Here is a 21,248-nt window from a genome sequence, read left to right as displayed (position 1 = left end):
GAGGTTCGCGATGACACGATCATCCCGGCTGCCCGAAGAAAGTCCCCCCGAAGGAATTCCCGAGGCGAGTCCGGTGGGGCGGCGCGCCCTGCTGGCCGGAGCGCTTTCCGCGACAGCCTCCGGGCTGCTCGTCAAAGCCGCGCCCCAGGCATCCGCCGCCGGGGCGCTCGGCCCCCTCGAACCCCGCGAGCCCCTCGACCTCGCCGCCCCGGACGTGCTCCTGGGGCGGCGCTGGATCCACCTGAAGCTCGACGAGAACGGCCACGGCGCGCCGGTACGCGTACCCCTGCGCACCCCTGAGCCCGCGTCAGCCCTGTCCGCGGCGATCGCCGCGGCGGCCGGCACGCCCAGTGCGCCCGGTGCGCCCGGTGCGGGCGAGATCCGGATCAGCAGCACCACCGGACTCACCCGGATCGGCGCCGCACCCGACAAGCCCGAGGACGGCGCCGTCACACTGCGCGCCACCGCCGCAGGCGGCCCCGGCGCGTTCTGGGTGACCCCGCGTCGGCTCGGCTCCCCCGGCGTGCCCGCCAACCAGCTGGAGATCCGCACCCGTCAGGCCACCATGCTGGTGGACGTCTGGATCGAGCCGTCCGGAGGGCGCTGGTACGGCGCGGACCGCGACCATCAGCTCCTCGACCTGGAGATCGTCGCCGTACACGCCGCGCTGGTCCGCAAGGGCGACGGCGTCGAGGTCATCATGTGGTCCCCGGCGCGCGACACGGACACGGCGGGCAACCTGATCCAGAACCCCGAACGGCCGGACAAGTGGGTGTGGACGACGTACCGCATGGGCGCCCTCGAAGCCCGCGCGCTCGACCTCGACACCCTGCGGACCCGCGACCGGCCCATGACCGGCGGCGACGTGAAACCGCTGAACATCTTCTGCGGAGGCCACGCCCATCTGCCGAGCGGCAAGCTGCTCGTCGCCGGAGGACACGTCCACCCCGGCCACCAGGAACTCGCAGACGGCCGGGGCATTCACCTGTACGACCCCAACGCCGCGAACGGCTGGCGCAAGGGACCGGCGATGGGCCTCAACCGCTGGTACCCGACCGTCACCACGCTGCCCGACGGCCGGATGCTGATCGCCGGCGGAAGCCGCACCAACCCCGCCCACAACAGATCCAAGGACGAAGAAGAGAAGGGCTACTGGAACAGCATCAACAACGACTACCAGATCTACGACCCCGCCGGCGGCGACGGCGGCGGCACGCTGAGCCCCCTCGACCGGGAGCGGACGCTGATCGACACCACCCTGATCCCGTCGAACGAGCGGCTGGCCACCTACCCCAACATCTTCGTCCTCCCCGGCAAGACCGCCGCGTCGAAGCCGCTGATCGCCATGGTCGAGAGCAACCGGGCCTGGCTCTACCAGTACGACACGACCAAGGGCGACAGCCCGCTGGTGCGAGAACGCGTCGTCTACCCCATGCACGGGGCGGGCTCTCGCAGCTATCCCACGTACGGCTCGAACGTCCTGCTCCCGCTCCGTCCCGGCATGCCCCGGCACCGGATCCTGGTGACCGGCGGCCAGCACGAGGAACAGACGGACCATCACGACGTCACCTTCAAGCAGAAGTCCACGGCCACCGCGGAGATCCTGGACGTCGACGCGCACCAGCCCCTGAAACGCCAGACGGGCTGGCGGCGGGTCGGCGGCATGACGCACGCGCGGGTGCTGTGCGACTCGACCCTCATGGCCGACGGCAAGGTCCTGGTGAGCGGAGGGTCCGCGCGGGGCTGGGGCGACATGAACAAGGTCCCGGTCCTCGCCTCCGAGATCTTCGACCCGGACACCGAGACCTTCAAGCCAGCCGCCGAGGCGCTGACCGACCGGCGCTACCACTCGACGGCCCTGCTCCAGCCCGACGGAACCGTACTCAAGGCGGGCAGCACGGGCGGCTTCGCCAAGGACCCCGAGACGAACGAGTCCCTGATGGACGAGCACACCACCGCCGAGCGCTACTACCCGCCGTATCTCTACCGCGGCCCCCGCCCCGCCATCACCGCCGTAGCCGGGGCCGACACCAGCTGGACCGACCTCGGCTACAACGAGACGATCGGACTCCAGGCCAAGGGCCCCGGTCTCGACGGCCGCACCTCGGTTGCGCTCATCCGGTTCGGTTCGACCACCCACGGCAACAACATGGACCAGCGCTACGTGTGGCTGCGCACGGGACTCCAGGACCCCGACGGATACGAACAGTGGACCATCCAGTTCCGCACCCCCGACACACCGGCGGTGGCGCCACCCGGCGACTACCTGCTCGTCGTGGTCGACAGCCGCGGCATCCCGTCCAAGGCCCGCTTCGTCCACCTGCCGACCGTCAGCACGCGATAGACCCGCCCAAGCCCCCGCGCACCCACCACGACTAACCCGCGACAGACCGCGACTGACCACCACGGTCGCCGCCAAGGCCCGGATCCACACCTCCGGGCCTTCTCCCTGCCGTGACGCGGGTCGGGACCCGTTCCCCGCGCGCTGAGCGATATCCCTCGACATCGGTCGCGTGATCGGAGACGCTTCACGCGATGACCAGGATCGACGACACGCCTCCCGCGTGGGACGAGCGCACCCAGCTCACCACGTTCCTCGACTACGCCCGTGACACCGCCCGCGCCAAGTGCGACGGCGTCTCCGCGGAGCACGCCCGCAAGGCGCTGCTGCCGGGTTCGCCGCTGATGACCATGAGCGGGGTGATCAACCACCTGCGCTGGGTCGAGTACTACTGGTTCCAGGTGGTGTTCCTCGGCGAGGAGGACCAGGGTCCCTGGACCGAGGAGGACCCCGACCGCGAGATGCGTATCGCCGTCGACTTCCCGCTCGCGCGGTTGCTCGACGAATACGCCGAACAGAGCGCGCGCTATCGCGAGCTGGTCGCCGGGAACGACCTGGACCGGCGGGCCGTGCGGACCGTCCGCGGCGGCCTGCGTGTCGACCTGCGCTGGATCCTCCTCCACCTCGTCGAGGAGACGGCCCGCCACAACGGCCACCTGGACATCCTGCGCGAGATGCTCGACGGCACGACCGGCGACTAGGCCGTCCGGGTCGGCGGGCTTGGCGGGGCCGTCGGGCTGGGCGACGGCCGGGCGCTGGTCGGCGACGGCCGGATGGGCACGGGCTCAGTGTGCTGCCCCGCGCGGGGCAGCACACCGGGCCAGGCCTCGCGGGTCAGTCCCGCCGGGGCTCCTCGTCGGCCTTCCCCTGCCGGTCCTCGCCGGAGGCGGCGGCCGGGGCGGGAGCCGGGGCGGAGGCCGACGCGGCGGCCGAGCCGGGGGCCGGGGCCTCCTCGAAGGAGACCCTGCCCATGCTCCGGTTCATTGACTTCATCAGCAGCCACACACCGCCCGCGAGCGCCGCGAAGACGATGAAGCCGAGCACGCCCGGCGTCACCTTGTCCTCGTCGAGCTCATCGGCGAGTGTGACCAGCTGCGTAAGTGCCAGATTTACGTTCACATCAGGCATTGTCGCGGATGCCCGCGAAGAGGTCGTCCTCGGGGAGGGAAGTAGCCACCAGAGACTTGGCGAGCTCGTACTCCTCCGTGGGCCAGACCTCCTTCTGGATCTCCATCGGCACCCGGAACCAGCCGCCGTCGGGGTCGATCTGCGTGGCGTGCGCGATCAGCGCCTTGTCCCGGATCTCGAAGAAGTCGCTGCACGGCACATGCGTGGTCAGGGTGCGCTCGGTGCGCTCGAACTCGTCCCAGCGCTTGAGCCAGTCCTCGTACGGCGACTCCATGCCGCGGTCCAGGAGCGCCTGGTGCAGGGCCTCGGTGCGCGGCCGGTTGAAGCCCTGGTTGTAGTACAGCTTCTGCGGCTGGAACACCGGGCCGAACTCGGACTCGGGGTACTTCTCGGGGTCCGCCGCGCCGTCGAAGGCCACCATCGTGATCTCGTGGGTCATGATGTGGTCGGGGTGCGGGTATCCGCCGTTCTCGTCGTACGTGGTGATCACCTGCGGCCGGAAGTCGCGGATCAGCCGGACCAGGGCGCCCGCCGCCTTGTCGACGTCCTCCAGCGCGAAGCAGCCCTCGGGCAGCGGCGGCAGCGGGTCGCCCTCCGGCAGCCCGGAGTCGACGAAGCCGAGCCACTCCTGCTTGACGCCGAGGATCTCGCGCGCCTCGTCCATCTCCTTGGCGCGGACCTCGTGGATGTTCTCCTCGATGTAGGCGTCCCCCTGGAGCTTGGGGTTCAGGATGGAGCCGCGCTCACCACCGGTGCAGGTGGCGACCAGCACGTCCACCCCCTCGGACACGTACTTGGCCATCGTGGCCGCGCCCTTGCTCGACTCGTCGTCGGGGTGGGCGTGCACGGCCATCAGTCGCAGCTGCTCAGTCAAGACTCGATCCTCGTGTATCGGGCGCGCCTCGGCGGGCCCTCGGTGATTCGGCGCGTGGGGCGAGCTTCTATAGTGACCGTATCGACGGGCGGAAAATTCCCCGGAACGCTACGAAGGCACCCACGAAGACGCCACGAGGACGCACAGGGCAATCCGGGAGAAGCCCCCACGGGCTCGTCCGGCGAACCGTCCGGCGAACTGTCTGGCGAACCGTCTGAGGCCCCACGGAGAGGACGATCATGAGCGCCGTGCCCGACGCGGACACGCGCGGCTCCGACGCAGGGCCGCCCGACGGCCGTTACGGACGGTCCGCCGAGGCCCGCACGGACCGCAGGCTGAAGGTCGTGGGCGCCGCGCTCGGCGCCGCGCTGCTCGGCGTGGTCGGCTGGCTCGGCTATCACTACGTCTCAGCGGGCAACGCCTTCAGCGGCGAGATGATCACGTTCGAGGTGGTCTCGGACTCCGAGGTCACGGCCCGGCTGGAGATCCGCAAGGACCCGGCGACACCCGGCGTCTGCACGCTGCGCGCGCTCGCCGAGAGCGGCGCCGAGGTCGGCCGCAAGGACTTCTCGTTCGACGAGCGCGAGAAGCTGCTGGTCGAGCGCGTCGGGATGCGTACGACCACCCGCGCCACCAGCGTCGAGCTGCTCGCGTGCGACGCGGCGGCTCACTGACCCGTACGGCACCCGCCGCCCGTACGGCACCGCCTGACCCGCGTGGCACCGCCCGCCCCGTACGACACCGCCTGACCTGCGCGGACGCGAAATCAGCGGCTGACGTCCTCCCCCTTTCCCGGCTGAATTGTTAGGCTCGTGGTTTCGCCCGCCCATGAGGGAACATCCTTGGGGGTAGGGCGATGATTTGTATTTCCCAGCACCGACGAGGAGCACCTGTGACCCAGACCAGCGACAACGTCACCTGGCTGACCCAGGAGGCGTACAACCAGCTCAAGGCCGAGCTGGAGTATCTGTCTGGTCCTGCTCGCACCGAGATCGCCACGAAGATCGCGGAGGCTCGCGAGGAGGGCGACCTGCGGGAGAACGGCGGGTACCACGCGGCCAAGGAGGAGCAGGGCAAGCAGGAGCTCCGCGTGCGCCAGCTCACGCAGATGCTCGAGCACGCCAAGGTGGGCGAGGCTCCGGCGGCCGACGGCACGGTCGCGCCGGGCATGGTCGTGACGATCGCCTTCGACGGCGACGAGGACGACACCCTGACCTTCCTGCTGGCCTCCCGCGAGTACGCGTCCGAGGAGATCGCCACCTACTCGCCGCAGTCCCCGCTCGGCGACGGTGTGAACGGCCAGAAGGTCGGCACGATGGCCGAGTACGAGCTGCCCAACGGCAAGATGGCCTCGGTGAAGATCCTCGACGCCAAGCCGTACCAGGGCTGAGCCCCGGCTCCCACCCCGCCGTCACCCACCATCCGTACGACGAAGCCCCCGGCCGGGAAAACGGCCGGGGGCTTCGTCATGCGGCATGCGGCACGCGGCACGCGGCTCAGGCGGTCGCGTTGCGGTACTTGCGGACCGCGAGGGTCCGGAAGATCAACCTCCGTCAGAGACTGCCACTCCCCGATGGCTGGCCCATGCCTGTGCTGCCTCCGCCATCGACTCAAGCCAGACCTCCGTCGGCTTCCGAGCGGAGACAGCACGGTTCATCCGGAGGGTGGCGGAGGCGAACGCGTCGAGCGCCTCCGTGCTCGCGCTGCCCCACGCCGGGCATTGGGCCGCCCAGGACTCGGCGGACTCAGGATTGTGTCCCGCCGCGATGAGCTGCACCACGAGACAGGCGGGGTCGATGAAACCCGCTCCCTTGGTCGGCCACGACCAGTCGACAGCCCAGGCGTCATGGCCGCCAATGATGATGTTGCTCTCGTTGATGTCCGTGTAGAGCAGTGAGCTGCCCCGGAACTGAGACGCTTCGGACTCGTCAGCAGCGAAGCGGTCCCAGCGGTTCTCTGGCCAGTCCTCAGCGACCTTGGGGAGCTCCAGTGCCCCAATGCGGATCAGCGTGTCGATGACGGCCGGGAGATCGGGAGATCCAGGTGTGAAGTCCGCCTTCCTGCCATCGACCACGGCGAACCCCAGGACGATCCACTCCTCGTTTTCCGTGCTCCAGCGCAGGGCCGGGGAGATCGGTTGTACGTACGGATTGACCTCCCTTTCCCGGATGATCGAGTTGCGGCGGCCCCCAGGGTGGTTCCGCATGGCCTTGACGAAGAACGGTCCACGCTCGCAGTCGACCACCGCCGTCAGGTCCGATCCGAACCCGTGCTCGGCAGGTCGCGAGTTCACCAGTTCTCCGGTGTACGGGCGGATCAGCGCCCAGAACTCAGGGCCGGGAAGTTCGACCTGCATGGAGCCCTTCAGTTCCTCGGCGTGCACCCACTGCCCGGATACCCCGGAGTGCACTCGTCGTTGGGGCTGCAACTGGGGTCGCACCCCATCGTGGGCGCGGGGACCGCAGCACGGATGGACCGGTGAGCCCGCGCTGCGCTGCGCGGATGCGGTCCTCGTCATCGCCGATCACTCCGACACGTAGCGGGACACCGAGCCGTACAGCCTTGCTGATGTTCGCGCGAGTCCGGCCGTGGCTGCGGCGGCCGGTCATGGCGTTGTGTTCCTCGGCCCGATCCGAGTAGTACGACGTGGCGAGCGACATGCCGTCACGCTGGAGTAATTCCCACCAGGCGTCCGACACGTGAACGAGGTTGCTGAAGACTTCGACCCGCAGGCCGACCTCCCATGCCCGCTTGGCCAGCTCGATCGCGTGGGGATGCAGGGTCACTTCGCCGCCGATGAGCTGCACCCCGCTCACCCCCAGCTTGCACGCCTGGGCCAGGACCTCAAACCAGTGCTCGCGGGTCATCGTGCCGTGGTCTCCGTCAGGTCCCGACGCGTTGTAGCAGTGCGCGCACTGAAGCTGGCACTTCCGCGTCAGGTCGAGCCACAGGAACCGGAGATCGGTCAACGCCTCCGGCATTTCGCCAGTAGCTGTTGTCACTGTGCTTCCCTTCAGTCGGTGAATGGTGTCTGCGTCCCTGCCCGGACTGCGTCACTGCCGCCTCCTCTCGGCGCACACCGTGCACGGGAACGGGCAGGGCCTCGGGGTAGCTCTCTGGGGCAGGTAGACCACGCCAGAGATCACGTCCAGCGCTCCCTCGTACGGGTCCCACCATCCGGGCGGGGAGTCGGCGTACGGGCCGTCAGGGTCGACCAGCAGCGTCACCAGCTCCGGGGCGGGTACCGCTGCCGCCCGCTGCCTGCGTACTGCGGGGGCGTTCATCGCGTGGTGCATGGGTTGGCGTGCCGGTACACGGTGACCGGCTCCCCGGAGGCGTGTTCGACGCGGCCGCGCCGCGCAAGCTCGTACTCGCTGATGGGGCGTGAGCACAGCGAGCACCGCTCGCCACCGCGCGTGTAGGTGGCGTATTCGTACTCCCACGCTGGGGTTGCGCCTCGGGCCTGCGGCGCGTTCACAGCTTCCTCCTGAGCCTCGTCGCAACGGCTGCCAGAACGCGGGGAGTTGATACGTATCCGCCGCGAGGCACCCAGTCAGGGGCGAGCCGCCAGAAGCCGCCAGCCTCTATCAGCGCGTACAGCTCGGCCGCGCCATCGGCCAGGGTCGCATCCTGACCGAGCTTGAATTCCGAAGGAAGTTGCCCCTGTGCGGCACTCATGATCCTTGCTCCTGAGGGGAGTTGAATTCCGTTGTTGCTCATTCAGAGTGCCCCTGCCCGGCTACGCTCACTAGAAGGGGAGTACCGGAGCACGATCGAGGTAACTGGCATATGCCACGAGTCAATGAGCCCGATCCCAGCGCGAGCCTGGAGCAGTACATCGGGAACATGGTCCAAGAGGCCCGCTTAATCAGGCAGAAGAACAAGTCCGGGGCAGCGGACTGGTCGCAAACGTTCCTGGCTGGGCGGGTCTTTGTCAGTCAGTCCCGCGTCTCTGACGTAGAGACGGGCAAGGTGCCGCCTGACAGAGATCTTGCGAGCAAGCTGGAACAGGTCCTCGAACTACCTCGCGATTCCATCGTGAACCTGGTCAGACTCTTGGAGCATCAGACGGTCAAGGACTATGCGAAGCCGTTCCTGCGCAGGCAGGATGAGGCGAACACGTTCCACGCCGCATCATTCGTAGTGCCTGGCCTGCTCCAGACGCCCGACTATGCCCGCGAATTGCTCTTAGCAGGGCAGGCCGGAGACCCTAGAGACATCGACTCGTACGTCGAGCAACGCATGCAGCGGCAAAGGGTGTGGGAGCGCGGTGATCCTCCGTGGATGTCGCTCGTCCTGTCAGAGGCAGCGCTGTATCAAACCACCGCACCTCAACTTGATCGGCTCCTCCAACACCAGGAAGCTCCCAATGTCAGCATCCAGATCCTGCCCTTTGGCTCGGGGCACATCGTGGGCACCCTCTACGTTCTCACGCTCCCTGATGGGTCACGCGGTGCCTACACGGAAGGGTTCCTAACCGGCAGCTACTCCGAGGACGTTGAGACGTCGTTGCAGTTCCAGCGGGTCTATGATCGGCTCGCAGCCAGCGCGTTGACGGCTGAGGCGTCCACGGCCAAGATCCAAGCAGCACTGAAGAGGTTGAAGTGAGTACACCGAACTGGCACAAGTCCTCGTACAGCGGTGGGGCCGCCAACGACTGCGTTGAGGTCGCTGACAACCAGCCGTTCGTCATGGTCCGCGACACCAAGGACCACAGCAAGGGAACCCTGAGGGTCTCCAACCCCAACTGGGGTGCCTTCGTGGGCTTCGTCACGCGGCATGCGGCATGCCGCACGCGGCTCAGGCGGTCGCGTTGCGGTACTTGCGGACCGCGAGGGTCCGGAAGACCACGATGATCAGTACCGACCAGAGGATCGAGGCCAGCACCGGCTGCTCCATCGGCCAGGCGCCGGTCACCGAGGTGGGCGCCCCTTCGATGGTGTTGCCGAACAGTTTCCTGGCCGCTGCCACGGTGGCGCTGAAGGGGTTCCATTCGGCGACGTGCTGGAGGAACGTCGGCATGCCGTCCACCGGCACGAAGGCATTCGAGATGAAGGTCAACGGGAAGAGCCAGATCAGACCGCCTGAGGTGGCCGCCTCCGGGGTACGGACCGAGAGGCCGATCAGCGCGCCGATCCAGGAGAAGGCGTATCCGAGCAGGAGCAGCAGGCCAAAGCCAGCGAGAACCTTGAGGATGTTCTCGTGGGCGCGCCAGCCGATGAGCAGGGCGACGCCCGCGAGGACTACCAGGGTGAGCGCGGTCTGCGCGAGGTCGGCGATGGTCCGGCCGGTGAGGACCGCACCGCGTGCCATGGGCAGCGACCGGAAGCGGTCGATCAGCCCCTTGTGCATGTCGTCGGCGATGCCCGCGCCCGCTCCGGCGGTGGCGAAGGTGACCGTCTGGGCGAAGATGCCCGCCATCAGGAATTCACGGTAGGTCTGCGGGTCCGTGGACCCTCCGACGCTGATGGAGCCGCCGAACACATACGTGAACAGCACCACGAACATGATCGGCTGGACCAGCCCGAAGATCACCATTTCCGGGATCCGGCTCATCCGGATGAGGTTGCGCTTGGCGACGACGAGCGAGTCCCGGACCGACTGGCCGGCGCCGCCGCGTGTCGCCAGGGGGGCCCGTGGCTCGGCGGCTTCGGTTACGGCACTCACTTCGCGTCCTCCTTCGCGCCCCGGCGGGGCTTGGCGTTCTCGGTCTGCTCGCTGTCGGCGTCTTCGGCGGCCGTCTCGGCCGCGTGGCCGGTCAGCGAGATGAAGACGTCGTCCAGGGTCGGGCGGCGCAGCCCGATGTCGTCTATCTCGATGCCGCGGGCGTCCAGCTCGCGGATCACCTCGGCGAGCAGCTTGGCCCCGCCGACGACCGGGACGGTCAGCTTGCGGGTGTGCTCCTCGATCGTGGTCTCGCCCCTGGCGAAGCCGCGCAGCACCTCGTCGGCGGTCGGCATGTGCTCGCGGTCGTGCACGACGACCTCGACGCGCTCGCCGCCGGTCTGGGACTTGAGCTGGTCGGATGTGCCGCGGGCGATGACCCGGCCGTGGTCGATGACGCAGATGTCATGCGCCAGGTTGTCGGCCTCTTCGAGGTACTGGGTGGTCAGCAGGAGGGTCGTGCCGCCGCCGACGAGCTCCCTGATCACGTCCCACAGGGCCTGGCGGTTGCGGGGGTCGAGGCCGGTGGTCGGCTCGTCCATGAACATCACGGGCGGCGAGACCACGAGGGCCGCGGCGAGGTCGAGTCTGCGGCGCATGCCGCCGGAGTACGTCTTGGAGGGGCGGTCGGCGGCGTCCGCGAGGTTGAACCGCTCCAGCAGCTCGCCCGCCCGCTTCTTCGCGTCCCGCGCGCTCATCTGGTAGAGCTGGCCGACCATCTGGAGGTTCTCGCGGCCGGTGAGGTACTCGTCGACGGCCGCGAACTGGCCGGACAGGCCGATGGAGTGCCGTACTTCGTTGGGGTGCTTGAGGACGTCGATGCCCGCCACGACCGCCTTGCCGCTGTCGGGGGTGAGCAGCGTGGTCAGGCAGCGCACGGTGGTGGTCTTGCCCGCGCCGTTCGGACCGAGGAGGCCGAGTACGGTGCCTTCGGGGACATCGATGTCGACGCCGTCCAGAGCCTTGACGTCGCCGAAGTGCTTGACCAGCCCTTCGGCGTAGATGGCGCCTGGCATATGAGTTCTCCCAGCGTTTCAGGTGGTTCCGCGTTAAATCGTAGGTTCGGCGGACGGGCCTCGCCTGGTGGAACAGCAGCGCCCGTCCAGCGTAACGCGATACATCGCGTTACGTCAGGCGATCGGGTGAACTGGTGAAGGCGAACTGGTCAGTTCAAGGTCACGCCATGACGGTGTAGCCCGCGTCCCGCAGCGCCGCCCCCACCTCGGCGCAGTGCTCGGGCCCCTTCGTCTCCAGATGCAGCTCCACCTCCACCTCCGTGAGCCCGAGTCGCGGGTCGGTCCGTACGTGGCTCACGTCCAACACGTTCGCATCCACCACTGACAACACCCCGAGGAGCGTGGCGAGCGCACCCGGCCGGTCGGTGAGACGCAGCCGCAGGGACAGATATCTGCCCGCGGCCGCCATGCCGTGCCGCAGGATGCGCTGCATCAGCAGCGGGTCGACGTTGCCGCCGGACAGCACCGCGACCACCGGGCCCGCGAACGCCTCCGGCTCGCCGAGCAGCGCCGCCACCGGGCTGGCCCCCGCCGGCTCGACCACCAGCTTGGCCCGCTCCAGGCAGAGCAGCAGCGCGCTGGAGAGCGCGTCCTCGGAGACCGTACGGACCTCGTCCACCAGTCCGCCAATGATTTTGAACGGGACGTCGCCGGGGCGGCCGACCTTGATGCCGTCCGCCATCGTGACCGGGTTCTCGATCGCCACCGGCCGCCCGGCCGCCAGCGAGGGCGGGTACGCCGCCGAGCCCGCGGCCTGCACGCCGACGAGCCGCACATCGGGCCGCAGCGCCTTGACCGCGACCGCGATCCCGGCCGCCAGACCGCCGCCGCCGACGCCGACCACGATGGTGCGCACCTCGGGGCACTGCTCCAGGATCTCCAGGCCCACCGTGCCCTGGCCCGCGATGACGTCGGCGTGGTCGAAGGGGTGGATGAACACGGCGCCGGTCTTGCGGGCGTACTCCTGCGCGGCGGCCAGGGTCTCGTCGACGACCTGCCCGTGCATCCGCACATCCGCGCCGTAGTCACGGGTGGCCGCGACCTTCGGCAGCGGGGCCCCGACGGGCATGAACACCGTGGAGCGCACCCCGAGCAGCGAGGCGGCCAGGGCGACGCCCTGGGCGTGGTTGCCCGCGCTGGCCGCGACCACCCCGGCCGCGCGCTCCTCGGGGCTGAGCCCGGCGATCCGCACATAGGCGCCGCGCAGTTTGAACGAGCCTGTGCGCTGGAGGTTCTCGCACTTGAAGTGCACCGGGGAGCCGACCAGTTGGGTGAGGTGGCGGCTGCCTTCCATCGCGGTCACGCGCGCGACCCCGGCGAGCATCTTCTGCGCGCCGCGCACATCGTCGAGCGTCACCGCGGGGAGGGGCGACGCCGTCCGCCGGATCGGCCGCGGTACGGGTCCCGGTGTGGGCTCCGATGCGGGAAAGGAGTCAGATGGGCGGTGGCTCATGACACAAGTCTGGCAGCAGACGGCCGCCGCGGCGCGGGTGTCCGAGGGGCGGACCACGGGTTTGCCCCACGCCGGTACGGGCGGGCCGCGGGCCGCGTACTCTGTCCCCCATCCCACCCGCCGTCGCATGAAGTGAGCCCCCGGCCATGCCCACACCTTCGGACATGACGACCGCCGGCAGCCCCGGCCTCCTCGACAGCCTGCAGCACGAGGTCGCCGTGTTCGCGCGCCGCGCCGAACAGACCCGGCTGGGCGGGGTCGGCCAGGTGCGCAACTCCATGGACCGTGCGGCGTATCTGCTGCTCAACCGGCTCGGCAACGAAGGCCCGATGGGCGTCAAGGCGCTCGCGGCCAGCATGGGCATCGACTCCTCGACGGTCACCCGGCAGGTCGCCCCGCTGGTGGAGAGCGGACTCGTCAGCCGCGCCTCGCACCCGGAGGACGGCCGCGCGGTCGTGCTCCAGCTCTCGCCGCGCGGGCTGGCCAGACTCGACGAGGTGCGGTCATCGCGGCGCGAGCTGATGGCGCGGCTGACCGAGGACTGGACGCCCGAGGAGCGCGAGGCGTTCTGCGCGCTCCTCACCCGCTTCAACTCCGCGCTCTCGGCCCGGCAGGCCGGTGCGTCCGCGAGCGGCGACGCGGCGGGCGGCCCGGCGGGCCAGCCGTCGTAGGACGTATGCCGTGCCGTACTGGGTGCCGCCCGCTCTGTACTGGGTGCCGCCCGCCTCTTGACCCGAGTCCGGTACCTGGCCTGATATGAGATCAGGCCCTCGGCACTCGGTAGGCGCGGGCCCGATGGAGGCTCGGTGCGACAGCGGCAGGCGGCTCAGGACGCCCACCGCGCTCGGGAGTTCGAGGCATTCGTCGCGGGCGCGGCAGGGCGGCTGCTGCATGCCGCGACCCTGCTGACCGCGGAGCCGCCCGCCGCCAACCCCCGCGCGCGTCGCCTGCTGACCGCCGCGTTCGCCAGCACGTACGCCGGTTGGGACCGGCTGCGCGGCGACGACCCGTACGAACACGCCCGCCAGGAGCTCGCCGCGCGCTTCGCCCGCGGCGGCTGGTACGCGGAGCACACGGCGGCGCTGCGGCGGCGGCGCGGCGACGCGGGGGTGCTGGCGCCGCTCAGTCCGCGGGAGCGGCTGGTCTTGGTGCTGCGGTTCTCCGAGGGCGTCGCCGAGGAGCAGACCGCGGCCCAGCTCGGGCTCCCGGTGGAGCGGGTCCGCGCGCTCACGGTGCGCGGCATGGCCGCGTTGCTGAGCCGTCCGCGCGCGGACGGCACGGGAACCCCGGTGAAGGCGGCGCCGTCATGAGCCCGCCCGACCGCAAGGAGCTCCAGATACGCCGCGTCCTGGACGCCCCGCCGCCTCCTGTGCCGCCCCAGCTGTACGCGGAAGCGGTGCGCCGCGGTGACCGCCTGCGGCGGCGCAGGCGGTGGGCACGGCGCCTGACCTGGCTGGTCGTGGCCGCGGCGCTGACGGCCTTCCTGCTCTGGGCGTCGCTCGCGGAGCCCTGGGCGGTGCCGCCGTCGGAGACGACCCCGCCCCTGACCGGCTGGTGACCCGACCGGCTGGTACCCCGACCGGCTGGTGACCCGACCGGCTGGTGACCCGACCGGCTGGTGACCGGCTCGTACCGCCGGTCACCAGGGTGTCGCGCGGTCGTCAGCCGAGCGCCTGCCGCAGGTCGGCGAGCAGGTCGTCCACGGACTCGATGCCCACCGAGAGGCGTACGAGATCGACCGGGACCTCCAGGGCCGAGCCCGCCGCCGACGCGTGCGTCATCCGCCCCGGATGCTCGATCAGCGACTCGACGCCGCCCAGCGACTCGCCCAGCGTGAAGAGCTTCGCCCGGTCACAGACCCCGACCGCAGCCTCCTCGCCGCCGTCGACCTGGAAGGACACCATCCCGCCGAAGGACTTCATCTGCTTGGCGGCGATCTCGTGGCCGGGGTGCTCGGGCAGCCCCGGATAGAGCACCCGCGTCACGCGCGCGTGGCCGCTGAGCATCTCGGCGATCCGCTCGGCGTTCTCGCTGTGCCGGTCCATGCGTACGGCGAGGGTCTTGATGCCGCGCAGCACCAGCCAGGCGTCGAACGGCCCGGCGACCGCGCCCATCGCGTTCTGGTGGAACGCCAGCTCCTCGCCCAGCTCCTGGTCGTCGACGACCAGCGCGCCGCCGACCACGTCCGAGTGGCCGCCCATGTACTTGGTCGTCGAGTGCACGACGACGTCCGCGCCGAGCGCGAGCGGCTGCTGCAGATACGGGCTGGCGAAGGTGTTGTCGACGACCAGCCGCACCCCGGCGGAGCGGGCCACGGCCGCCAGCGCCGCGATGTCGGTGATGCCGAGCAGCGGGTTCGACGGGGTCTCCACCCAGATCGCCTTCGTACGGTCGGTCAGCGCCGCCCGCACCGAGGCCACGTCACTGGTGTCGGCGACCGAGAAGTCCACGCCCCAGCGCGAGACGACCTTGGCGAACAGCCGGAAGGTGCCGCCGTAGGCGTCGTTCGGGATGACGACGTGGTCGCCGGGGCTGAGCAGGGTGCGCAGCAGGCAGTCCTCAGCGGCGAGCCCGGACGCGAACGCGAGCCCGCGACGGCCGCCCTCCAGGGCCGCGAGGTTCTCCTCCAGGGCGGTCCTGGTCGGGTTGGCGCTGCGGCTGTACTCGTAGCCGCCGCGCAGCCCGCCGACGCCGTCCTGCTTGTACGTCGAGACCTGGTAGATGGGGGGCACGACGGCGCCCGTCAGGGGGTCCGCGGTGTTGCCCGAGTGGATGGCGAGCGTCTCGAAACTCTGCCCGCTGTGGCTGTCTGTGGTGTGCCTGTCGCTCATGCGTCCCGAGCGTAGTCGTGCCGAGGCCCCCTCTGGTTCGCGGTTTGTCACACCCGTCTGGTTCGCTTGGAGTCATGGAGATTCTCTGGGCCCTGATGGCGGCGATGATGCTGGGGGCGGCCGTCATGATGATCGTGCGCCGACGCGGCGCGGGCGGCATCAAGCTGGCCGCTCCGGGCGCGCCGGACGCCGCGGACCCGGCGGCGTACGGATTCGTGCGCCAGGAGGAGCTGGACATCCGGATGCCGGGCCCCGACCAGGACCTGCTGGACGTCCTGGACGTGGTGCAGCAGACCCAGGACTGGCGGGCCGCGTCCCAGCTGCTGTCCGGCACCGAGCGGGAGGGCGAGCGGCGCTGGCAGCGTGTGCAGGCCTTCGCGGGCGCCGCGTCGCTGGAGCTGGCGCGGAAGCCGGGCGGCGGCCTGCTCGACCCCGGCGCCCAGTGGCTGCGGAACTGGCGCGCCGCGGAGCCCGAGGACGCGGGCGGCGCGGCCGTGCACGCGGAGTTCCTGGTGCAGCAGGCGTTCCGTACGGCCACGCCCGGCACCGACGAGCACCGGATCATCCTGGAGGAGGCGCGCGCGGCCGTCGCCGACGCGGCGCGGCTCGCGCCCGACGACCCGGTCCCGCACCTCACCGAACTGGCGATCGCCAGGGCCCTCGGCTATCCCCGCGATGACTTCGACCGGCTCTGGCTGAAGGTCCTGGACCGCGCGCCGCAGCACATGGGGGCGCATCTGGCCGCGCTGCCGTACGTGAGCGAGAAGTGGCACGGCTCGCGCGCCGACGCCTACGAGTTCGCGGAGGCCGCGGCGGCCCGCGCGCCGCACGGCTCGCTGCTCGCGGCCCTCCCGCTGTTCGCGGTGTACGACCACCTCCCTGAGGTGAACATGGTGCGCGGCTTCTGGGAGAGCGAGGTCGTGCGCAACGCCATCGAGGGCGCGCGGTTCGCCGTGGCGTCGGCCCGCGCCGACGACCCGATGCTCGCGCACGTACGCCACCTGCTGGTCTTCTTCCTGGTCAGCTCCGAGCGCTGGGGCGAGGCCATGCAGCAGCTGGTGGCGGTGGACGGCCACGTCGGCGCCCTGCCGTGGACGCTGTCGGCCGACCCGGCCGCCGAGTACACGGTGTTCCGCGCCCTGGCCGTGGCGGGCTACGAGGCGAACGGCGGCAGCCCGGCGACACTCCCGCACTGACCGCCCGCCGCGCCGCTCCCTGACCGGTCCCTGTCCGGTCCCTGTCCGGTCCCTGTCCGGCTGCCCCTACCCTGCCGGAGCGCCGCGCCCGGAATCCCGCCGCCCGCTCGAACGTTGTACGAGTCCCACGCCCGCCGTCCGCGTCACGAGGAGATCCCCATGCTGTTCGGCCGCACCCCCGTGCTCCCCACCCCCGAGGAGGCCCTGAGCGGGCGCGCCGAGCCCGCGTTCTCCGTCCCCGACCGCCACACGGTCCTGGGCAACCCGCTGCTCGGCCCCTATCCCCCGCACCTGGAGGTCGCCGACTTCGCCCTGGGCTGCTTCTGGGGCGCCGAGCGGAAGTTCTGGCAGGCGGACGGCGTCTGGACGACCCTGGTCGGCTACCAGGGCGGCCACACCCCGAACCCCACCTACGAGGAAGCCTGCTCGGGCCTGACCGGCCACACCGAGGCGGTCCGCGTGGTCTTCGACCCGGCCGTGGTCTCCTACGCCACGCTCCTGAAACTCTTCTGGGAGTCCCACAACCCCACCCAGGGCTTCCGCCAGGGCAACGACGTGGGCACCCAGTACCGCTCGGCCCTCTACCCCCACACCGACGCCCAGGCCGCGGCGGCGGAGGCCTCCCGCGACGCCTACCAACAGATCCTGACCGCCTCCGGCCACGGCACGATCACCACGGAGATCCTCCCGGCGGAGGGCCGCCCGTTCTACCCGGCCGAGGCGTATCACCAGCAGTACCTCGACAAGAACCCAGGCGGCTACTGCGGCATCGGCGGCACGGGCGTCAAACTGAGCAGCCCTTCCGAGACGAACTGGGGGCGGGCCTGCCCGACGGGGATCGCGCCGGCCGACGACTGATCGCCGATGACGGGCCGTCAAGAGGCGTCCTAGGGTTCGGTTCATGACCTGTTCGATTGATCCAGCCTTGTCCACCACGGTCGTTCCGGACGAGGCCGAAAACGTGATGGCCGTCCCCGAGTCCTGGCGGGACCAGCTGCATCCGCGCCGCGACATCGGCCCCGTTCCGCCCGCCGAGCCCGACCCCGCGGCGGGAGCGCGGTGGCGGCAGCGGCTGGCCGCCGAGCGGGAACAGATCGAACGGGATCTGGACGCCATCGAACTCGGGCCTGGGGTCGCCGACGCCGCCCGCGCCTACCTCGACGGCGCCGCCGACCCCTTCGGCGCGGCCGCGGTCGCCACCCTCGCGCTCGCCCGCGAGGGCGACGAATCGCGCCACGAGGGACGCCTCGCGGTAGACGACGCGGGAACCGTCGCGGTGTGGACCGGCCTGGTCGACGCCTGGGCCGGGGAACACGGCGTCGTCTTCGCCGCGTGCGCCTACACCGAGCTGCACGCCCTCGTACTGACCCGCGACACCACCGAGGGACCCCAGTACCGCCAATGGGGGCGCGTCCTCGCCCTGCGCGCCGAAGAACCCGACGGCCCGACGTACCGCTATCTGCGCGGCTGGTGCGCGGGCCGCAGGATACGGGCGCTGCTCGCCGCCGCCCCACAGGCGAAGTACGACCGGGCCGTGGACCGTCTGGCCGCGCTGCGCACCACCCCGCAGCGGCGTTTCACCGCCGCCTACCTCGTGCCCACCCAGCGGGCGTGGGTGGACGCGCTGTGCGTCGAAGGGCCGCCCGCGATGCACTACTCCTGGGAACAACCCGCCCGGATCATGCTGCTCTGCTCGCTCAGCACCGCCGAGCAGCTGGAACTGCTCGGCGACGCGGCCTTTCTCGCCGACGAGAGCGGCGAGTTCCCCGTGCTGGCCACGATGGCGGTGGGCCTGGGCGCGGGACTCACCCCGCTGCTGCGGAAACTGAGCGACCGCCACGCCATCGACCCGGAGGACATCGATCCGGAGGAGATGGACCCGGAGGAGGTCGCCCCCGGCTTCCCCGATCCGCGCACGGTGGAGGTGCTGTCCGCGCTGCCGTGCGACGACGCCTTCCTGCTGCTGCTCGACTGCCTTCAGACCTACGAAGTCTGGGCGGAGCTGCGGGACGCCCTGCACCGGTACCCGCTGCGGGCGGTGCGCCTGACGGTCCAGACCCGCCTCCGGGACGACCGCATCGGGGTGTTCGCCTCCGACGTCCTCGACGACTGGGCCAGGAACCGCCCCGACGCGCTGCGCGCCGCTCTGCCCCGGCTGGCCGAGCAGACCCGGCAGACCGTGTCGGACCACCTGGCCGCCGCCGCGCCACGCCCCGCCGCCGCGCCCGCGTCGCTGCCCGCGGCGCTGGCCGCCGACTCCCCAGTGCCGGACACCGCGGTTCCCGGCTGGCTCAACCCGGCCGAGCTGCCCCAGGTGCTGCTCCGCGACCGCCGCACCAGCCTGCCGGACCAGGCGGTCGCCCGGCTGATCGGGCTGCTGGCCGCCGACGAACCGGACGCCCGTGCGCTGGCCGAGCTGCGCCACGCGTGCGACCCGGCCTCCCTGGCCGGGTTCTCCTGGGCGCTGTTCCGTGTCTGGGAGTCATCCGACTCGCCCGACCGCGGCAGTTGGGAGCTCGCCCAGCTCGGCCTCATCGGCGACGACGACACGGCCCGCCGCCTGACGTCCCAGCTCTGCCACTGGCCCGGCGAGGGCTGGCAGGAAGTCGCCGTACTCGCGCTGGACGCGCTGGTCGCGCTCGGCACCGACGCCGCCTGGTACGACCTGGACCGGATCGCCCGGCGGACGCCGTTCCGGCAACTGGCGGACGAGGCCCGGTCCAGGTTCCAAGCGATCGCCGACAGTGAGGAACTGACCGCCGACCAGCTCGCCGACCGGCTGGTGCCCGGCCTCGGCCTCCCGCTGACCGGCTCCCCCGCCCTCTCCTGCGGCGACACGACGCCCACCGGCACCATCGACGAGCGCCTGCGCCTCCACGTCACCGACCACACCGGCGGCGGGGACACGGACGCTCAGGGCGAGCGGAAGGCCTGCGGCGGCGGGATACCCGACCAGGGGGCGGCGTGGTGTCCGCACCGGCTGGACAGGGAGCTGCGTGCCCTCGCCGCCGACCAGCTGCCGCGCCTCGAACACGCCATGACCACCGGACGACGCTGGAGCCGACGGGAGTTCGCCGAACGGATCGTCGGCCATCCGCTGCTGCGGCGCGCCGGGCGCGGCCTGGTCTGGATCGCCGAGGACGCCGAGGACGCTGAGGACGCCGAGGACACCGGTAAGCGTCCCTCCACGCAGACCTTCCGCATCACCGAGGACGGCGCCTTCACCGGCCTCGACGGCAGCGCCGTCACCCTCCCCCAACGCGCCGGGATCAGCATCGCGCACCCCATCGAACTCGGCGCGGAGTGCCGTGCGTGGGCCGGGCTGTTCGCCGACCAGGGGATCGGCCAGCCCTTCCCCCAACTGGACCGGGACGTCCACCGCCTCACCGAAGAGGAACGCGGCGGCACCCTCCTGGAACGCTTCGTCGGTGCGTCGCTCACCCCCGACGCGATCCTCGGCCTGCTGGAGCGGGGCTGGCAACGCGGCCACGTGCAGATCGCCACCATCGAGTACGGCCCCTACCTGCGCCTCGCCGACGACCGGTACCTCGTCCTCTCGCTGGACCCCGGAGTCATCCGCGGCGAATTCCGCGCCTTCGACTCCCAAGAGATCGCGCACCTCTGGCTGACCCACGAGATCGAGGGCTCCCCGGTCCACACCCCCAGTCGGCTCGGCGACCTCGACGACATCACCGCGTCCGAGGTGCTGCGCGACCTGACCGCCCTGACCACCCGGACCACCACGACGGACTGACGTCCGCGCCGCGCCGCCCGCGCCGTCCGCGCCGTCCGCGCTTCGACAATGGCCGGACAACGCCCTAGGCGCGCCCCTGAGAGGTCCGTACCATCCTGCTCGATCCGTTGTATGGGCATGCGCATGCCGTCGCACGTCGCACGAGGCGACAACCCAACCCCCCACTCTCAACGCACGCGATGGGAGACCCATGTACGGCGGAATACTCAAGGGCGGTGTGGCGATCGGCCTGTTCGCCGCGACGCTCGCCCCGCACTCGGCGTCGGCGCAGGACGCGTCGCGGATCACCGATCCGCCCGCCGACAAGATCGTGATCGAGATCGCGACGGTGAACGGTTCGGGCTGCCCGGAGGGAACGGCCGCGGTGGCCGTGTCCGAGGACAACACCGCCTTCACCGTCACGTACAGCCAGTACCTCGCCCGCGCGGGCGGGGCGTCCGACCCGATCGACTTCCGGAAGAACTGCCAGCTCAACCTGGTCGTGTACGTCCCGCACGGCTTCACGTACGCGATCGCCAGCGCCGACTACCGCGGGTTCGCGTCACTGCAGCCCGGCGCGAAGAGCCAGCAGAAGGCGTCGTACTACTTCCAGGGATCGCCGGACACCGCGTCCGCCACCCACCCGTTCTCGGGACCGTACAACGACAACTGGCAGGCCACCGACGAGACCGACTGGGGACAGCTGGTCTGGGCGCCCTGCGGGGTGCAGCGGAACTTCAACATCAACACCGAACTCCGCGTCGACACCGGCACATCGGACCCCGCCAGGACCAGTTTCATGACCATGGACTCCACGGACGGAGACATCAACACCGTGTACCGACTCGCCTGGAAGGAGTGCAAGAAAGGCTGACCGCGCGCCTTCCCCACCGGTAGCTACTGACAGTGAACAATCGCTGCATGTCAGTTACCGAACGTGAGAACGCGGCGGTGGCGCGGCCCGCCCCCGCGCCACCGCCGCCCCCCCGGCCGCCCCCGCCCCCGCCGACCC

The 21,248-nt window shown here is 70.7% G+C and carries 23 protein-coding genes; 13 read left to right on the top strand and 10 right to left on the bottom strand.

The features are described 5' to 3' along the window. Nucleotides 1-10: 10 nt before the first annotated feature. Both ACX6XY_RS11510 and ACX6XY_RS11505 read left to right on the top strand, forming a co-directional pair. A complete protein-coding gene (locus ACX6XY_RS11510) occupies nucleotides 11-2,344 on the top strand; it encodes a glyoxal oxidase (RefSeq protein WP_460328923.1) in 2,334 nt (777 codons plus the stop codon). Between the two features lie 191 nt (nucleotides 2,345-2,535). Continuing rightward, entirely contained in the window at nucleotides 2,536-3,042 is a 507-nt protein-coding gene (locus ACX6XY_RS11505) for a DinB family protein (protein ID WP_460328921.1), read from the top strand. A gap of 133 nt (nucleotides 3,043-3,175) precedes the next feature. Here the strand turns inward: ACX6XY_RS11505 and ACX6XY_RS11500 are convergent, their stop codons facing one another. Next, nucleotides 3,176-3,469, bottom strand: coding sequence for a hypothetical protein (locus ACX6XY_RS11500; protein ID WP_460328919.1), 294 nt, complete (start codon nucleotides 3,467-3,469; stop codon nucleotides 3,176-3,178). Then, nucleotides 3,462-4,343 (bottom strand): mycothiol conjugate amidase Mca, encoded by an 882-nt coding sequence (gene mca / locus ACX6XY_RS11495; RefSeq protein ID WP_460328916.1) that lies wholly within the window; start codon nucleotides 4,341-4,343, stop codon nucleotides 3,462-3,464. Before mca ends, ACX6XY_RS11500 begins: the two co-directional genes overlap by 8 nt. 239 nt (nucleotides 4,344-4,582) lie before the next feature. On the opposite strand from mca, the gene ACX6XY_RS11490 reads away from it, so the two are divergent. Both ACX6XY_RS11490 and greA read left to right on the top strand, forming a co-directional pair. Continuing rightward, entirely contained in the window at nucleotides 4,583-5,017 is a 435-nt protein-coding gene (locus ACX6XY_RS11490) for a DUF4307 domain-containing protein (RefSeq protein WP_460328914.1), read from the top strand. A 218-nt stretch (nucleotides 5,018-5,235) separates the two neighbouring features. Beyond that, nucleotides 5,236-5,733, top strand: coding sequence for a transcription elongation factor GreA (gene greA / locus ACX6XY_RS11485; RefSeq protein ID WP_460328911.1), 498 nt, complete (start codon nucleotides 5,236-5,238; stop codon nucleotides 5,731-5,733). 153 nt (nucleotides 5,734-5,886) lie between these two features. On the opposite strand, the gene ACX6XY_RS11480 is transcribed toward greA, so the two are convergent. The 4 genes from ACX6XY_RS11480 to ACX6XY_RS11465 form a co-directional block, all read right to left on the bottom strand. Beyond that, nucleotides 5,887-6,699, bottom strand: a complete 813-nt coding sequence (locus ACX6XY_RS11480; protein ID WP_460329084.1) for a protein kinase — start codon at nucleotides 6,697-6,699, stop codon at nucleotides 5,887-5,889. Beyond that, the gene (locus tag ACX6XY_RS11475; protein WP_460328909.1) at nucleotides 6,674-7,324 is read right to left on the bottom strand and encodes a radical SAM protein; all 651 of its coding nucleotides are present in this window, start codon (nucleotides 7,322-7,324) and stop codon (nucleotides 6,674-6,676) included. Before ACX6XY_RS11475 ends, ACX6XY_RS11480 begins: the two co-directional genes overlap by 26 nt. Nucleotides 7,325-7,396: 72 nt before the next feature. Continuing rightward, nucleotides 7,397-7,627 carry a hypothetical protein gene (locus ACX6XY_RS11470; RefSeq protein WP_460328907.1) on the bottom strand — a complete coding sequence of 77 codons (231 nt, stop codon included), beginning with the start codon at nucleotides 7,625-7,627 and terminating at the stop codon, nucleotides 7,397-7,399. Between the two features lie 190 nt (nucleotides 7,628-7,817). Next, nucleotides 7,818-8,021 carry a hypothetical protein gene (locus tag ACX6XY_RS11465; RefSeq protein WP_460328906.1) on the bottom strand — a complete coding sequence of 68 codons (204 nt, stop codon included), beginning with the start codon at nucleotides 8,019-8,021 and terminating at the stop codon, nucleotides 7,818-7,820. A 111-nt stretch (nucleotides 8,022-8,132) separates the two neighbouring features. Here ACX6XY_RS11465 and ACX6XY_RS11460 point away from each other — a divergent pair, with 111 nt between their 5' ends. Both ACX6XY_RS11460 and ACX6XY_RS11455 read left to right on the top strand, forming a co-directional pair. Next, the gene (locus tag ACX6XY_RS11460; RefSeq protein ID WP_460328904.1) at nucleotides 8,133-8,951 is read left to right on the top strand and encodes a helix-turn-helix domain-containing protein; all 819 of its coding nucleotides are present in this window, start codon (nucleotides 8,133-8,135) and stop codon (nucleotides 8,949-8,951) included. After that, complete coding sequence (locus ACX6XY_RS11455) at nucleotides 8,948-9,199, top strand: DUF397 domain-containing protein (RefSeq protein ID WP_460328902.1); 252 nt, start codon at nucleotides 8,948-8,950, stop codon at nucleotides 9,197-9,199. The genes ACX6XY_RS11460 and ACX6XY_RS11455 overlap by 4 nt, the downstream gene beginning before the upstream one ends. Here ACX6XY_RS11455 and ACX6XY_RS11450 read toward each other — a convergent pair. The 3 genes from ACX6XY_RS11450 to ilvA all read right to left on the bottom strand — a co-directional run bounded on the left by ACX6XY_RS11450 (nucleotide 9,144) and on the right by ilvA (nucleotide 12,476). Further along, nucleotides 9,144-10,010, bottom strand: a complete 867-nt coding sequence (locus ACX6XY_RS11450; protein ID WP_460328899.1) for an ABC transporter permease — start codon at nucleotides 10,008-10,010, stop codon at nucleotides 9,144-9,146. The two genes, ACX6XY_RS11455 and ACX6XY_RS11450, sit on opposite strands and share 56 nt — an antisense overlap. Continuing rightward, on the bottom strand, nucleotides 10,007-11,023 hold the full coding sequence (locus ACX6XY_RS11445; RefSeq protein ID WP_460328897.1) for an ATP-binding cassette domain-containing protein: 1,017 nt from the start codon (nucleotides 11,021-11,023) through the stop codon (nucleotides 10,007-10,009). The genes ACX6XY_RS11450 and ACX6XY_RS11445 overlap by 4 nt, the downstream gene beginning before the upstream one ends. Before the next feature lie 160 nt (nucleotides 11,024-11,183). Continuing rightward, nucleotides 11,184-12,476, bottom strand: a complete 1,293-nt coding sequence (gene ilvA / locus ACX6XY_RS11440) for a threonine ammonia-lyase (protein ID WP_460328895.1) — start codon at nucleotides 12,474-12,476, stop codon at nucleotides 11,184-11,186. A 146-nt stretch (nucleotides 12,477-12,622) separates the two neighbouring features. On the opposite strand from ilvA, the gene ACX6XY_RS11435 reads away from it, so the two are divergent. The 3 genes from ACX6XY_RS11435 (at nucleotide 12,623) to ACX6XY_RS11425 (ending at nucleotide 14,034) form a co-directional block, all read left to right on the top strand. Further along, nucleotides 12,623-13,147, top strand: coding sequence for a MarR family winged helix-turn-helix transcriptional regulator (locus ACX6XY_RS11435; protein ID WP_460328893.1), 525 nt, complete (start codon nucleotides 12,623-12,625; stop codon nucleotides 13,145-13,147). A 135-nt stretch (nucleotides 13,148-13,282) separates the two neighbouring features. Further along, nucleotides 13,283-13,786 carry a sigma factor-like helix-turn-helix DNA-binding protein gene (locus ACX6XY_RS11430; RefSeq protein ID WP_460328891.1) on the top strand — a complete coding sequence of 168 codons (504 nt, stop codon included), beginning with the start codon at nucleotides 13,283-13,285 and terminating at the stop codon, nucleotides 13,784-13,786. After that, the gene (locus ACX6XY_RS11425) at nucleotides 13,783-14,034 is read left to right on the top strand and encodes a hypothetical protein (RefSeq protein ID WP_460328889.1); all 252 of its coding nucleotides are present in this window, start codon (nucleotides 13,783-13,785) and stop codon (nucleotides 14,032-14,034) included. Before ACX6XY_RS11430 ends, ACX6XY_RS11425 begins: the two co-directional genes overlap by 4 nt. A gap of 103 nt (nucleotides 14,035-14,137) precedes the next feature. On the opposite strand, the gene ACX6XY_RS11420 is transcribed toward ACX6XY_RS11425, so the two are convergent. Further along, the gene (locus tag ACX6XY_RS11420; RefSeq protein WP_460328887.1) at nucleotides 14,138-15,307 is read right to left on the bottom strand and encodes a cystathionine gamma-synthase; all 1,170 of its coding nucleotides are present in this window, start codon (nucleotides 15,305-15,307) and stop codon (nucleotides 14,138-14,140) included. Nucleotides 15,308-15,381: 74 nt separating this feature from the next. Here ACX6XY_RS11420 and ACX6XY_RS11415 point away from each other — a divergent pair, with 74 nt between their 5' ends. The 4 genes from ACX6XY_RS11415 to ACX6XY_RS11400 all read left to right on the top strand — a co-directional run bounded on the left by ACX6XY_RS11415 (nucleotide 15,382) and on the right by ACX6XY_RS11400 (nucleotide 21,110). After that, on the top strand, nucleotides 15,382-16,503 hold the full coding sequence (locus ACX6XY_RS11415) for a hypothetical protein (protein WP_460328885.1): 1,122 nt from the start codon (nucleotides 15,382-15,384) through the stop codon (nucleotides 16,501-16,503). 159 nt (nucleotides 16,504-16,662) lie between these two features. Beyond that, entirely contained in the window at nucleotides 16,663-17,361 is a 699-nt protein-coding gene (gene msrA / locus ACX6XY_RS11410) for a peptide-methionine (S)-S-oxide reductase MsrA (protein ID WP_460328883.1), read from the top strand. A 43-nt stretch (nucleotides 17,362-17,404) separates the two neighbouring features. After that, entirely contained in the window at nucleotides 17,405-20,257 is a 2,853-nt protein-coding gene (locus ACX6XY_RS11405) for a DUF4132 domain-containing protein (protein ID WP_460328881.1), read from the top strand. A gap of 190 nt (nucleotides 20,258-20,447) precedes the next feature. Beyond that, the gene (locus ACX6XY_RS11400) at nucleotides 20,448-21,110 is read left to right on the top strand and encodes a DUF4360 domain-containing protein (protein WP_460328879.1); all 663 of its coding nucleotides are present in this window, start codon (nucleotides 20,448-20,450) and stop codon (nucleotides 21,108-21,110) included. The last annotated feature ends 138 nt before the right edge of the window (nucleotides 21,111-21,248 follow it).

This window comes from Streptomyces sp. O3 (assembly GCF_054788135.1).
This window is presented reverse-complemented; position numbering and strand designations above follow the sequence as displayed.